The sequence below is a fragment of the Herbaspirillum sp. AP02 genome (assembly GCF_015767275.1).
Classification (GTDB): Bacteria; Pseudomonadota; Gammaproteobacteria; order Burkholderiales; family Burkholderiaceae_D; genus Herbaspirillum.
Map to the genome: position 1 here is coordinate 14,641 of NZ_JADWMY010000017.1, position 13,304 is coordinate 27,944.

At 66.2% G+C, this 13,304-nt stretch carries 14 protein-coding genes; 6 read left to right on the forward strand and 8 right to left on the reverse strand.

All coding sequences use genetic code 11. The features are described 5' to 3' along the window. Positions 1-5: 5 nt before the first annotated feature. From I5R65_RS23220 to I5R65_RS23240, 5 genes are read right to left on the reverse strand one after another with little or no spacing between them, the layout of a single operon-like run. Complete coding sequence (locus I5R65_RS23220; RefSeq protein WP_180671126.1) at positions 6-1,634, reverse strand: methyl-accepting chemotaxis protein; 1,629 nt, start codon at positions 1,632-1,634, stop codon at positions 6-8. 18 nt (positions 1,635-1,652) lie between these two features. Further along, positions 1,653-2,129 (reverse strand): DoxX family protein, encoded by a 477-nt coding sequence (locus I5R65_RS23225; protein WP_180671127.1) that lies wholly within the window; start codon positions 2,127-2,129, stop codon positions 1,653-1,655. A gap of 11 nt (positions 2,130-2,140) precedes the next feature. Continuing rightward, a complete protein-coding gene (locus I5R65_RS23230) occupies positions 2,141-2,911 on the reverse strand; it encodes a DNA-binding domain-containing protein (RefSeq protein ID WP_180671128.1) in 771 nt (256 codons plus the stop codon). Then, a complete protein-coding gene (locus tag I5R65_RS23235; protein WP_180671129.1) occupies positions 2,908-3,759 on the reverse strand; it encodes a DUF692 domain-containing protein in 852 nt (283 codons plus the stop codon). The genes I5R65_RS23230 and I5R65_RS23235 overlap by 4 nt, the downstream gene beginning before the upstream one ends. 11 nt (positions 3,760-3,770) lie before the next feature. Continuing rightward, the gene (locus tag I5R65_RS23240; RefSeq protein WP_006465594.1) at positions 3,771-4,049 is read right to left on the reverse strand and encodes a DUF2282 domain-containing protein; all 279 of its coding nucleotides are present in this window, start codon (positions 4,047-4,049) and stop codon (positions 3,771-3,773) included. A 244-nt stretch (positions 4,050-4,293) separates the two neighbouring features. Here I5R65_RS23240 and I5R65_RS23245 point away from each other — a divergent pair, with 244 nt between their 5' ends. The 4 genes from I5R65_RS23245 (at position 4,294) to I5R65_RS23260 (ending at position 7,210) form a co-directional block, all read left to right on the forward strand. Next, positions 4,294-4,959, forward strand: a complete 666-nt coding sequence (locus tag I5R65_RS23245; protein WP_231395302.1) for a DUF1109 domain-containing protein — start codon at positions 4,294-4,296, stop codon at positions 4,957-4,959. Between the two features lie 15 nt (positions 4,960-4,974). After that, positions 4,975-5,622, forward strand: coding sequence for a sigma-70 family RNA polymerase sigma factor (locus tag I5R65_RS23250; RefSeq protein WP_180671130.1), 648 nt, complete (start codon positions 4,975-4,977; stop codon positions 5,620-5,622). Next, a complete protein-coding gene (locus I5R65_RS23255; RefSeq protein ID WP_180671131.1) occupies positions 5,619-6,260 on the forward strand; it encodes a DUF1109 domain-containing protein in 642 nt (213 codons plus the stop codon). The genes I5R65_RS23250 and I5R65_RS23255 overlap by 4 nt, the downstream gene beginning before the upstream one ends. Positions 6,261-6,322: 62 nt before the next feature. Next, a complete protein-coding gene (locus tag I5R65_RS23260; protein ID WP_180671132.1) occupies positions 6,323-7,210 on the forward strand; it encodes an HD-GYP domain-containing protein in 888 nt (295 codons plus the stop codon). A 65-nt stretch (positions 7,211-7,275) separates the two neighbouring features. Here I5R65_RS23260 and I5R65_RS23265 read toward each other — a convergent pair whose 3' ends face one another. Together I5R65_RS23265 and I5R65_RS23270 are read right to left on the reverse strand one after the other, a co-directional pair. Further along, positions 7,276-9,114, reverse strand: a complete 1,839-nt coding sequence (locus tag I5R65_RS23265) for a methyl-accepting chemotaxis protein (protein ID WP_180671133.1) — start codon at positions 9,112-9,114, stop codon at positions 7,276-7,278. A 226-nt stretch (positions 9,115-9,340) separates the two neighbouring features. Continuing rightward, entirely contained in the window at positions 9,341-10,108 is a 768-nt protein-coding gene (locus I5R65_RS23270) for a YdcF family protein (RefSeq protein WP_180671134.1), read from the reverse strand. A 158-nt stretch (positions 10,109-10,266) separates the two neighbouring features. Between I5R65_RS23270 and I5R65_RS23275 the strand changes: the two genes are divergently transcribed. Together I5R65_RS23275 and I5R65_RS23280 are read left to right on the forward strand one after the other, a co-directional pair. Further along, complete coding sequence (locus tag I5R65_RS23275) at positions 10,267-11,688, forward strand: DUF308 domain-containing protein (protein WP_196872331.1); 1,422 nt, start codon at positions 10,267-10,269, stop codon at positions 11,686-11,688. After that, on the forward strand, positions 11,685-12,533 hold the full coding sequence (locus tag I5R65_RS23280; protein WP_180671135.1) for an alpha/beta hydrolase: 849 nt from the start codon (positions 11,685-11,687) through the stop codon (positions 12,531-12,533). Before I5R65_RS23275 ends, I5R65_RS23280 begins: the two co-directional genes overlap by 4 nt. A 130-nt stretch (positions 12,534-12,663) precedes the next feature. Here the strand turns inward: I5R65_RS23280 and I5R65_RS24400 are convergent, their stop codons facing one another. Then, positions 12,664-12,795, reverse strand: coding sequence for a hypothetical protein (locus I5R65_RS24400; RefSeq protein ID WP_006464152.1), 132 nt, complete (start codon positions 12,793-12,795; stop codon positions 12,664-12,666). Between the last annotated feature and the right edge of the window lie 509 nt (positions 12,796-13,304).

The window sequence follows — 13,304 nt, forward strand, 5'->3', positions numbered from 1 at the left end:
GCTCTTTATCGGGATAGCAGGATCGGGGTCGGGCCGGCATTGGCGGAGCTGCCGTGCGGCAGCGGATCGGCGTCTACGGTCGGTGAGGCCAGCGTGAAGGCGGCCACCGATTTGGTCAGGGCGACCGCCTGGGCAGTCAGGGCGTGGGCCGCCGCTGAGGTCTGTTCCACCAGTGCGGCGTTCTGTTGAGTGGCCCGGTCCATGTCCGCCAGGGTGAGGCTGACCTGATCGATGCCTTCGGCCTGTTCGCGGGTCGCGGTGGCGATGTCATGGACGGTGCTCATGACGTGACCAAACGACACCACGATCTGTCCGATGGCCTGGTCGGCCTGCCTGACCTGATCGGCCGCCTGGCTCACCGAGCCGATCGAGTCGGCAATCAGTTCCTTGACTTCGCGCGCCGCTTCGGCGCTGCGCAGCGCCAATGAGCGTACTTCCGCGGCAACCACCGCGAAGCCGCGCCCCTGGCTGCCGGCGCGGGCTGCTTCGACCGCCGCGTTCAGGGCCAGGATGTTGGTCTGGAAGGCGATGCCATCGATCACGCTGACAATGTCTGAAATGCGTCCTGCGCTGGCGGTGACCTGGGCCATGGCGCCGGCGATGCCGCCCATGACCTGGCCACCACGCTGGGCGTCGTGGGCGGCGGTAGCGGCCAGGGCGTTGGTGCGTTCGGCGTTCTGGGCGTTGTTGCCGACGGCTGCCGACAACTGCCGCAGCGTGGCGGCAGTCTTTTCCAGCGCAGTGGCCTGTGCTTCGGTGCGTTGCGCCAGTTCACCATTGCCTTGCGCGATGTCGCGCGCGCCCTGATGCACATCACGGGTGGCATCGCGGATGTTGACGACGGTGGCGCCGAGTCCCTGTTGCATGCGTGCCAGCGCCGCCAGCAGCACGCCGATCTCGTTGCGGGAGATGCCCTGTACCGGATGGCCGAGATTGCCGTCGGCGATGCGGTCGAAATGCTGTGCAGCCTGCCTCAGCGGCTTGAGCACCAGTCGCCCGAACAGCCACCAGCACAGGCCGGCGAGCAACAACGAGCAAGCCAGCATCGCGACGGCCAGGTAGGTGGTCGTTGCGATACGTCGCTCGGCGGCCAGGCGCAGATCGTCACGCACGGTTTCGGCCTGGGCGATCACCTCGCGCAGGGTGGCGGCAAATTCACGGTCGGCGGCTTCCGCACTGACGGTCGCAGCCGCATAGTCGTCCAGCGAGACGTCATAGAGCGCGACCTCGCGCAGGCCGAGGACCTTGGTATAGGCCTCGTAGGCCTGGTTCACGCGGACGACCTGGGCGTCGGCCATCGCCTCGGCCGGCAGTGTCTTGCGGTAGCCCTCGAAGGCCTTGCGGGCCGCCTGCAAGGCGGCCGAGGCACGCCGGGTGTAGTCGTTGGACTTGATCTGGTCGTCCTTGACCAGATTGATGTAGGCGTTGTCCATGTTGATCAGGGTCGACAGGAACAGCCGCTCGGTATCGTGCAGGGGCTGGATGCGCTGGTCCGACAGCACGATCAGGGCGGTGGTGGCCTGGGCCGCCGCCCGTGCGCCTTGCCAGGCGATGCCCACTGCGATCCACAAGGCCAGGGAGAAAATACCCACCACCAGCAGCAATGCGCTGCGTAAGCTCAGTCTTGCCAGCATGTTCGGCTCCTGCGCTGTTCAACGCAGACCGAGGCGATGGTCCAGCGACCAGGTGCCGCCACCGCGTGCCACCAGCAGCAGGAGCAGGCCAGCCCAGGACAGGTGCGTCGGCCAGGCATCCGGATAGACAAAGATCTCGATGACCGCCGTCATGCCCAGCAGGGCCAGCGCGGCGCCGCGCGTGAACAGGCCCAGCACCAGCAGCAGCGGGAACAGGTGTTCCGCATAGGCAGCCAGGTGTGCAGCGAGATCGGGCGGCACCAGCGGCAGCCGGTATTCCTCCTGGAACAGGACGTAGGTGCTGTCCTTGATGGTCAGCCAGCCGCTGACCTTGGTGCGGCCGGAGAGAAAGAAGATCGCCGCGATCGCCACCCGTGCCACCAGGGCCAGCAGGGTGTCGCTGATGAGACCCTGGGCGAGTCCTGCGGCGCGGTTCCAGAGCGTGGGGCGGACTTGGTCGACCGTGGTGGCCGGCAGGGCGGTGCGATGTTGCATGGTGTTCTCCGTCAATTGAAGGTGAATGCGGTAAAGGCGCCGGCCAGCAGCAGCCGGCCCAGCAGGGCGGCGACATCCAGATCAGGTTCCTGCGTCAGGGCCAGCGCGGCAGCCTGGGTGACGGGCTGGCCATCGCGGCAGGCGTCCAGGAAGCGGCATGCCCCGTGGCTGATTGCCTGCCATTGCACCTCGGCCTGCGGCCGGGTGAAGAGTGCGGCTTCGCCGTGCCAGTCGATATCACCCGGATCGATCGCGGGGTCGGTGCGATTGGCCGACCAGATGGTGGTGACCGGATGCTGCGCATCGTGGTGCCAGCGCGTGGCGGCATGCGGCACCAGGCACACGTCCTGGCCCGCCACCAGCGCGCTTTGCAGGGCGGTGCTCTCCACCATGGGCTGGTCGGCTGCCAGGTGGGCTTCGGTCCAGCAGCGGTCCAGCATGGCCACGCCGGGCAGGTAGGGCAGTCCATCGGCGGCGGGCAGGGCCGCCAGGAAGGCGGCAAAGCCTTCGCCATAGGCGATCAGGCTGGCCTGCCGGGGTAGGTGGTCGCGGGCATAGGCCAACGCGGCGGCGTGCATCCAGTCGCTGCCGACCAGCCGCTGCACGGCCGGGTAGTTGGCCGCCAGGGCGTCCACGCAGCCCTTGAAGACGGTATTGCGGTAGACCGCGAAGGCCGGCTGGCGCAGCAGGGCGGCGACGGTGGCGTCGTCGCAGCGGTCCTCCAGGAGGGCTTGCAGGAAGGCCGGGTAGTAGTGGACCTCGTCCATGGTGAGCTCGCTCATGCCGCCTGCTCCTGGTCTGCCTGTGCAACGCTGGCCAGCAGATCGGCGGCCATGGCGCGCTCTTGCAGCAACTGCTCGAAGGCCGGCACATTGCCGTCGCGTTCGATCAGGGTGGGGCGCGGGCCGATGCGCGTGATCAGGTGCTGGTACAACGCCCAGACCACCGGCGCCACCGGCGCGTCGTGCGAGTCCACCAGCAGCCCGGGCAGGCTGGCATCGGCACTATGGCCGGCGAGGTGGATTTCATGGATATCGACTGCGGGCAGTTGGTCCAGGTAGGCGCGGGCATCGATGCCCAGGTTGCAGGCGCTGACATGGACGTTGTTGACATCGATCAGCAGGGCGCAACCGGTACGGCGGACCAGTTCCTGCAGGAATTCCGGCTCGCTCCAGGCGTGCTGTTCCATGTGCAGGTAATGTGAAGGATTCTCCAGGGCGATGCGGCGCTTGAGCGCATCCTGCGTGCGGTTGATGTTGGCCGCCACGCGTGCCAGCGTGGTGCTGGTGCGGGGCACCGGCAGCAGGTCGGGCAGATAGTGACCGGCGATGCGCGACCAGGCCAGATGCTCCGAGACCAGCACCGGTTCCACCCGGTCGATCAGTTGCGCCAGTCGGCGCAGGTGATCGGGGTCGGGCGCATCGGGACCGGCCAGCGACAAGGACACACCATGCAAGGCCAGGGGATGGCGTTCGCGGATGGCCTGCAGCCAGGCCAGGCGGGGGCCGCCGTCCATCAGGTAGTTCTCCGGATGGACTTCGAACCACAGGCCTGCCTGCCCGCAGGCCAGCGCCGCATCGAAATGCTGGGGCTTCAGACCGAGTCCGGCCGAGATGGTGTGTGTGGTCATGACCGCCTCGCTTACATCGGCTTGAGCGAACCCATGCCGTGCGGGGTCTTGATGGAGGTGCAGGTACCGGCCGGCACGTTCTTCCAGGCATTGCCCTGGTAGTCCATCTTGGCGGTGCCGGCGCAGGTGGTGCCTTCACCGGCCTTGCAGTCGTTCTGGCCGGCCATGGAGACGCCATAGCACTTCTCGACGGCGGTCTTGTTCATCGGTTGCTTGTCTTGCGCCATGGCCACGCCGGATGCGAGGGTGGCGAGGGTCAGGGCGGCGGTGGCGACGATACGTGCGTTCATGGTGGACTCCTTGAAATGGGAAAGTGAAAAAAGTGATAGCGACCGGTGCAGTCCGCTGGCGGGGGATGCCGTGGCTGCCGATCTGATGGTTAATTCGCCGCTAGTCGGGCGCCGGTTACAGCCGTCGCAAAATTTTTCGGATAAATATTTTTTGCACGGCCTGTAACCGGGGGCAGGGTTCAGACGAATACATAGGAGAGCGCCTGGAGCGCGTACCTGCTCGCACGAGCCAGAAGGGGATGCAATGAAAACGATGGAACTGGTCAATATGCTGGCCGCCGGCACGGAGGAACAGGCCGCTGGCGGCCGACCTGTGATGCTGCGCCATGTCACGGCGCGCATGGCTGTGGCGCTGGGGCTGGGACTGCTGGGGGCGCTGTTGCTGCTGGCGGTCCTGTATGGGGTACGCAGCGATGTGCGGCAGTTGTTGCAGGCGCCCTTGTTCTGGATGAAGGTGTCCTTCCCGCTGGCGGCCCTGGTCGCTGGACAGATGGCGGCGGCACGGCTGGCGCGGCCAGGTGTGCGCATCGGCCCGGGACCAGCGGCCGCATTGCTGTTGCCGCCGCTGGTGCTGTGGCTGGCCGGTGGTAGCTGGCTGGCGCTGGCACCGTCCTCGCAACGACTGGAACTCTTGCTGGGCAGCAGCTGGGAAGTCTGTTCCCTCAACGTGGCCTTGCTGTCGCTGCCTACGCTGGCCACCATGCTGTGGTTCATGCGCGGCCTGGCACCCACCCGGCTGCATGCGGCCGGCGCGGTGGCCGGGCTGGTGGCGGGCGCACAGGGCGTGCTAGTCTATTCACTTTATTGCGTGGAGATGGCACCGCCGTTCTGGGGTGTCTGGTACGTGCTGGGGGTGGCGCTGCCGACGCTGGCCGGTGCCTGGTCCGGTCCCTGGCTGCTTCGTTGGTGATCTGGCGGCTCTTCCATGACTGAAAGCCTATTCATGTTTGCTCATGCCGCACCGGCCTTGCCGGATGACCGGGCCGTCCGACCGGGCCAGCCATTGACCGGCAAGGAACCCTCGCACCCCACCGAAGAACGTCTGCGTGCCTTGCTGCTGGCCGGGCTGGATGGCGATGCCGTGGCCTACCGGGATTTCCTCTCGGAACTCAGCGGGCGGCTGCGGGCCTTCCTGCGCAAGCGCCTGCAGAACATGCAGGATGAAGTCGAGGACGTGGTCCAGGAAACCCTGTTGGCGGTGCACAACGCCCGTCATACCTATCGCTCCGATCAGCCGCTGACGGCCTGGGTACATGCCATCGCGCGCTACAAGCTGATGGATTTCCTGCGTGCCCGGTCGCGCCGGGAAGCCTTCAACGACCCGCTGGACGAAGAACACGACCTGCTGGCCACCTGCGACGATGAGCCGGCCCAGGCCCGGCGCGATGTCGGTGCGCTGCTGGAGGAATTGCCCGAGAAACAGCGCCTGCCGATCCTGCATGTGAAGCTGGAAGGCCTGTCGGTGGCCGAGACGGCGCAACTGACGGGGATGTCGGAGTCGGCTGTGAAGGTCGGCATCCACCGTGGCCTCAAGGCGCTGGCCCTCAAGATCAGGGAGAAATTGCAAGCATGAAGACCGATGAACTCATTTCCATGATGGCCAGCGGGGTGGCGCCCGTGGACCGCCGGTTGCCGCTGCGGCAGATGGTGCAGGCACTGACGCTGGGCGCGGTGTTGTCGCTGCTGCTGATGCTGAAGGTCTACGGCCTGCGGCCTGACCTGGGCGTGATGCTGGGTGTGCCAATGTTCTGGATCAAGCTGGCCTTCCCGAGCGCACTGGCCATGGGAGCCATGCTGGTGCTGTGGCGCCTGATGCGTCCGGGCCTGCGGGTGGGCGCCGCCTGGGCTGGCATCGCCTTGCCCAGCCTGGCGATCTGGGCCGGTGGCGCGCTGGTGCTGCTGGCCAGTCCGGCGGCGCAACGTCTGCCATTGCTCATGGGCAGCACCTGGCGTAGTTGTCCTTTCAATATCGCGCTGCTGTCGGTGCCGCTGTTCATCGGCATCTTCTGGGCTGTGCGCGGCATGGCACCGACCCGCCTGCGCCTGACCGGCGCCGTGGCCGGGCTGCTGGCGGGGGCGGTGGCGACCATGGTGTATTGCCTGCATTGCCCTGAGATGGAGGCGCCTTTCTGGGGCGTGTGGTATTTCCTGGGCATATTGGTGCCGGCGTTTGCCGGTCTGTTGCTGGGGCCGCGGCTGTTGCGCTGGTAGGTTGGAAAACAAGCTGAAGAACAAGTTGAAAAGCAAGCCGGAAAAACGGAGAAACCAGGAACATGCGACTTTCAGACCTGTGGCGACGCGCCACTCCCAAGACCCCGGCACGTCACGCTGCCGACGACGCGCCCCTGCTGACCAGCCTGTTCCTGCTGGCCTGGGCGGTGGAGGCGCGCGATCCCTACACCGGCGGGCATCTGTGGCGGGTGGCGCGGCTGTCGCGGCTGCTGGCCGAAGCGGCCGGGCTGGACCGGGCGCAGGTGGCGCGCATCACCATCGGCGCCTTCCTGCATGACCTGGGCAAGATCGGCATTCCCGATGCGGTACTGGGCAAGAAATCCAAGTTGGACGATGCCGAATACGCGGTCATCAAGACCCACCCGGAAATCGGTCATCGCATGCTGGCCGGGCATCCCCTGGCGGCGCTGGCCGAGGATGCGGTACTGCTGCACCATGAAACGCCGGACGGTCGGGGCTACCCCTTCGGACGACGTGGCGAGGAGATTCCGCTGGCGGCCCGTATCGTGGGTATCTGCGACGCCTTCGATGCCATGACCAGCACCCGGCCCTATCGCAGCGGCATGCCCATTGCGCGGGCCATGGAGATCATCCAGGGTGAGCTGGGCCGACAGTTCGACGCGACCCTGGGGACGCTGTTCATCGGCCTGCAACAGCATCCCGAGCTGGTGCATATCGTCGGTCATAGCGATGAGGGTATCCCCCTGCAGCGCTGCGTGTCGTGCGGTCCGGTGGTGGTGCGTCCGCGCCACGCGGTGGCGGGCGATACCTTGTACTGCCCGGCCTGCCACAGTGAATACACCATTGCTGCCCACGACCAGGGACTGGTCGCCACCGGCAGGCAGGATACGGCCCGTGCCCTGGCGGTGGCGCCTGACAGCGCACTGATCGGGCGGCTGGTTGGCGAAAACCTGGCGGCCATCGCCTGACGCCGATATGAAAAAGCCCGCGCTGGGCGCGGGCTGATCGTACACCGTGCGCCAGGCGCCGGGGTTCAGAAGGTCTCCCAATCCCCCTCATCTTCACCGGCCGGCAGGCGCGAAGGCGACTTGCCGCCTGCCGCCTTGGACGCGGGTGCCTCGGCCTTGGCGGTAGCCGGCTTGGCTGCAGCTGCCTTCGGTGCAGCCGCCTTAGGCGCGGCCGGCCTGGGCGCCGAAGCCTTGGGGGCGGGCACTGCTGGTCGGGCTGCAGCCGGTTTGGGAGGTGTCGCCGCCGATGTCGGTGCGGCCGGACGTACCGGCGCCCTGGGAGTGACCGGCGCTGTCTGCGCCGCGCGGGCATGGCTGCCGTCGATGTGGAAGCCGCCCACCAGACCGGCCAGGGTCGCAGCCTGATCCTGCAGCGACTGGGCAGCCGCCGCCGCCTGTTCCACCAGCGCAGCATTCTGCTGGGTGCCTTCGTCCATCTGGGTGATGGCGCGACCCACCTCGGCGATGCCGGCGCTCTGTTCCTGGCTGGCCGAGCTGATCTCGCCCACGATATCGGTCACACGGCGGACGCTGGCCACCACTTCGGTCATGGTAGCGCCAGCCTGTTCGACCAGCTTGCTGCCGGTGTCGACCTTGGAGACCGAGTCATCGATCAATGCCTTGATTTCCTTGGCGGCGGAGGCCGAGCGCTGGGCCAGGGAACGCACCTCCGAGGCCACCACCGCAAAGCCGCGCCCCTGTTCGCCGGCACGGGCTGCTTCCACCGCCGCGTTCAGGGCCAGGATATTGGTCTGGAAGGCGATGCCGTCGATCACGCCGATGATGTCGGCGATCTTGCGCGAACTGTCGGTGATGCCTTCCATGGTCTGCACCACCTGGCTGACCACGCTGCCACCCTGGATCGCCACGTCCGAGGCCGATTCGGCCAACTGGTTGGCCTGGCGCGCGTTGTCGGCATTCTGCTTGACGGTGGCCGTCAATTCTTCCATGGCCGAGGCGGTTTCTTCCAGCGAGCCGGCTTGCTGTTCGGTGCGGCCCGACAGGTCCAGGTTGCCGCTGGCGATTTCCTGCGAGGCGGTGGCAATCGTATCGGCCGAGGTCTTGATGTTGGTGATGGTATTGAGCAGCGAGTCACGCATGCTGCGCACCGCAAACAGCAGGCTGCTGCTGTCACCCGGCGCGGTCTCGATGTTGGGGGTGAGGTCGCCCTGGGCGATGCGGTTGGCCACGTCGGCCGCCTTGGCCGGATCGCCACCGATGGTGCGCAGGATGCCACGGTTGATCACGATCACCAGGGCCACCAGCGCGGCGGCGACTACTGCAAACAGGATCACCATCTGCCACAGGCTGCGCATGAAGGCGGCGTTGATGTCATCCATGTAGGCGCCGGTGGTCAGGTTCCAGTCCCAGGGCTGGTAGGCGATCACGAAGGAGGTCTTGGCCACCGGTTCGGCTGCCCCGACCTTGGGCCACAGATAGTGGACGAAGCCGCCATTGGGCTGGCTGCCGGCCTTGGTGATCTCGACGAACAGGTTGTTGCCGGCCGGGTCCTTGAAGTTGCTCAGGTCCTTGCCATCCAGTTCGGTCTTGATCGGGTGCATCACGATGATCTGGGCCGAGGTGGAAATCGAGAAGTAGCCATCACTGCCATAGCGCAGGCTCTTGATGGCCGCCTTGGCGCGCTTTTGCGCTTCTTCCTTGGTCATGGTGCCGCCCTCGGCCAGGGCGCCGTAGCCCTTGACCAGCGACAGTGCGGTCTGGCCGATGTTGGTCAGGTCGGCCTTGCGTTCCTCCAGGCGGACCTGGCGCACCATGAAGGCGCTGAAGACGGAAATGGCCAGAAGTGCGATGAGGCTCAGTACGAGCGGCAGCCAAAGTTTCTTGCTGAAGGACAACTGGCCCATGATGTAGATCTCCCATTGGTTGGTGGAGGCTCCCCGGCATCCTTGCGCCGGAGCGATTGCGCCGGGACGCCGGTCCCGGACGCATCACTTTGTGTGAGCGATGTAAGAACAATGACACGCTGAAACTCACCCGGGCGGCGAAACCGCGGCAGCCTGGGTGACGTTGTCACTTTACCGTTTGATGACAAGGGCGAAGGCGCGAACAGGAGGCGGAAGGGTGGTCACTTCATGGGCTGACGGCAGCGCGCAGGCGATACCAGGCCTGGCCTATCCATTCACGCAGGGCGTAGCTGGCCATCTGCAGGTGGCTGGCGCCGGGCAGGTAATCGGTCACGCGCGCGCGTGCCGGCACCAGGAACAGCGTGGCTGCAGCCTTGGCCTGCAGCCCGGTGCGGGCGAAGGCGCGCATGGCACGCGGCATGTGGATGCTGTCGGTGACGACGATGACGCGCTCGATACCATCCGCCTTGAGCATGGCCGCCGACAGGGTGGCGTTGTCGGCGGTGGTGTCGGCATGGCGCTCCTGCCAGCGCACGGGCACGCCGAAATCGCGCTGCAGCACCCGTGCCATCAGTTCGGCCTCGCTCTGTGGCGAGCCGTCCGGACTGCCCCCGGTGACCAGGATGGGCAGGCCGCTCTGGCGATGCAGGGCGGCGCCGTATTGCAGCCGCTTCATGCCGATCGGCGTGGCGTCGTCCAGTCCGCCATATTCCGGCGCCTGGTCGATCCGGCCCGAACCGAGGATGACGATGGCCTGGGCATCCCCCACCGTCGCCAGCGGCGGGTACTGGTTTTCCAGCGGGGCGATCAGGCACAGGGCGCCTATCCGGGTGCTGAGCACCAGCAGGCTGGCCACCCCCAGCAGCAGCAGCGCCGCGCCGGCGCGCGGTGCGCGGCGCCGCCACAGCCAGCCGGCCAGGCACAGCAGCAGGGGGGAGACCGGTGGCAGCAGCAGGCTGCTGGCCACGGCGGAGAGCAGGACGGAAAAGGACATGGGCGGCACGCAAAGCAGGATGAGCGCGCATTGTGCGGCATTGTGCAGCCCCGCGTCACGTGTGTTGCCGTCGCTGAAAATGCACAATTTGCCTCGCAGCACGTAATCCCTGAAAATGCGGGATCGCTACAGGAAAGGGCATACGCCCGGGGAACGCCGTGATACGACTCGTCTTGTTGTTGCTGGGAGCGGATTTCATCCGCCGCAATTGGCATGCATTGGCTGTGGCCGGCCTGGCCTGGGGCACCATCGGCGTATCGCTGATGATCGATGCCCTGGACGGCGTGCTCAATTTTCCGCTGACCCTGTTCGGCTACCTGCTGTTGCTGGAGAGCCTGGTCACGCTGTGGGTGGCCAACAGCGGCATGGGGGCGCAGAAGACCCTGCGCTACGTCAAGGGGACCCTGTTCCTGCTGATCGCCATCCTGGTCATCACCCAGCACCAGGCCAGCAACATGGCGCTGGCCATGCTGTTCGGGATCGCCTTCACCATCGGTGGCTCGCTGCAGATCACCTCGGCACTGGTGGTCCGTTTCCCGCGCTGGCGTACTGCCATGCTGGGCGGACTGGTGCAGATCGTGCTGGCAATCTTCTTCTTCCAGCCCTATCCCACCCACTACAAGGGGACCGTGCCTTACTGCCTGGCGCTGGGCCTGATCTTCGGTGGCTGGAACATGATCTGGCTGGCCCTGCGCAGCCGCATGCTGCCGCAGCAGGCCTCGGCCGACGTGCTGGTGGAGCGCAACAGCGGCGACGACCGGCCCTTCGACGCCGGGCTGCATGACGGTGCGGCCGACCTGCAATCGCGCCTGCGTCCGGCTTCTTCCGAGGCCACAGAGGCCACGCGGGCCACCGTGGCTGCGCCCCTGACCGTGCACGTCTGGACGCCGACCGGCAGTGCCAAGGGGCCGGCGCGACGACAGCCGGTGATCGATCGCTACATCGCCGCGGTCGACCTCAATGGCGTCATCTCCACCGGCCACGCGGCGCTGGAGATACAGCCCGATCTCTACATCAGCCTGTATCCGGCCGAAGAGATCGATCGCTCGCCGGACCAGTTCGCGCGCCTGTTGCGGGCCACCGCCGAGAACGACGTCAAGGGCCGCTACCTGACCGACTACGCCAGCGAAGCGGCGGCCTGGTGCGAATCGACCGAGAAGATCGTCTTCCGCGACTATCGCCGTGCTTCGCTGGATCGCTTCTGGCAGCACTACCGCCGCACCGAAATCTACAACCTGACCCACCGCAATTGCTCCAGCACCGTGGCCAATGCCCTGGAGGCGGCGCTGGAGGGCGTCATGGGCGGTCGCGACCGTCACTGGTTCAATGCGGTGCGGATGATGTTCACCCCCGAGATATGGGTCGCCAGCCAGATCCGCAAGCGCGCCGTGACCATGGCCTGGACCCCGGGCATGGTGCTGGACTATGCCCGCGCCCTGCGCGCCGTGGTGCACCCGCGCCCGCTGTCGTGGGCTGCGTCGCTGCAACTGGCGCTGCGCCAGAGCCGCCGCCTGCGCCAGGGCTGGCGTGCGCGCCGTCGCTACGCCGAGCACGAAAACCCCGGTTCCGGGCAATCATGAGCGCGCTCGCGCCCGTGCAGGAACACTGGATCGATGCCGCCGACGGCACCCGGCTGTTCTGCCGCGACTGGCTGGTACCGGGCGCCACGGCGGCCGTGCAGATGGTGCATGGGCTGGGCGAACATGGCGGGCGCTATGCGGCGCTGGCGCAGTTGTTCAACGAGGCGGGCATGTCGGTACGCATCTGCGACCATCGCGGTCACGGGAATTCCGGCGGCCGCCAGGGCAGCCTGATCCAGGCGGACGACCTGCTGCGCGATCTCAAGCAAAGCTTCGATGATTTCAGCCGCCGCACCCAGTGCACGCCGCTGCTGTTCGGCCACAGCATGGGGGGACTGGTGGCGGCGCGCTTCGCCACCGGTGGCTATAGCCCGGTGCGCGCGCTGGCGCTGTCGTCCCCGGCGCTGGCATTGGACCTGAGCGGCTGGCAAAGGCTGCTGCTGCAGGTCTCTTCGGCCATCGCCCCTGGCCTGGCGTTGCCCACGGCCTTGCCGGCCAGCCGCATTTCGCACGATCCGCACCAGGTCCTGGCCTACCGCCGGGACCCGCTCAACCACGGCAAGATCGCCCCGCGCATGCTCAATTTCATGCTGGATGCGATGCACCAGGTGGCCCGTGATGCGGCCCAGTTCACCCGGCCGGTGCTGTTGCAGGTGGCGGGCGATGATGCCTTCGTCGCTCCGCGTGGCAGCCGCGCCTTTTTCGAGGCCTTGCCGGGGGTGCGGAAGACCCTGCACTGGTATGGCGCCGCCTATCACGAGATTTTCAACGAGGAGGTGGGGCTGCGTGAGCAGGTCATGCACGATTTGCGTGTCTGGTTGGCGCAGTTGCCGGCAGCCGACTGAGTATCGCGGCGGATGCGCTGCCTGAAGCGAGTAGGGGCAGGCTGTCCGAGGCAGGAGAATTAACCTGGAATTACGTCTGTAAAGCGTCGCAGCCAGCCCGATGAGGCGTCGGCGCGACGCTTTTTTTCGCTCAGGGCTGGCCGCTGGGAACGTTGCTGAACTGGCAGCGACTATCGAACCCGACGAAACCTGGCGCGCAGGCGCAGCCTTGCACGGCCAGCAGCAGGGAGGAGGCGGCTAGGAGGGAGGCGAGACGCTTCATGCTTCACTTTCGTTCCGTTGGCAAAGCTTGCGAGTGTAATGGGCTGCGAGCACTTTGCAAGTGAGCCGACGGGACCGCGTCGGCTGTTGGAAAGTCCCGGGGAAACCATTTTCGAGGGGGCGGAAGATATCAGCAATGATGATAATGGTGCGGATTCACCCCAAAAAAGGGCGTGAATGCACAAGGCGAAGGCAAAAAGAAAAAGCGGCTTGTCAGCGTTGCAACGCGACAATCACCGCTTTTCAGACTGCTGCTTACGTGAGCGCCAGCCCCGCAAGGGAGCTGACGTCAATCCGGCCAGGAGCGCTGCTTACTTGACCGAAATCAGGTAGCGCGCGACCATGGCGCCGATGAGCAGGGTGTACGGGAGGATGTCGGCGACGATGTTCATGGTGAGCTCCGTGAGGAAAAATTGATCTGTTGCATTGCAATATATGCGCTTCGCCGAGTCCCTTCCACTTTTGAATCCCAATACCAGTTATCTCTTTTGTGAATAACTTACCCCCTTT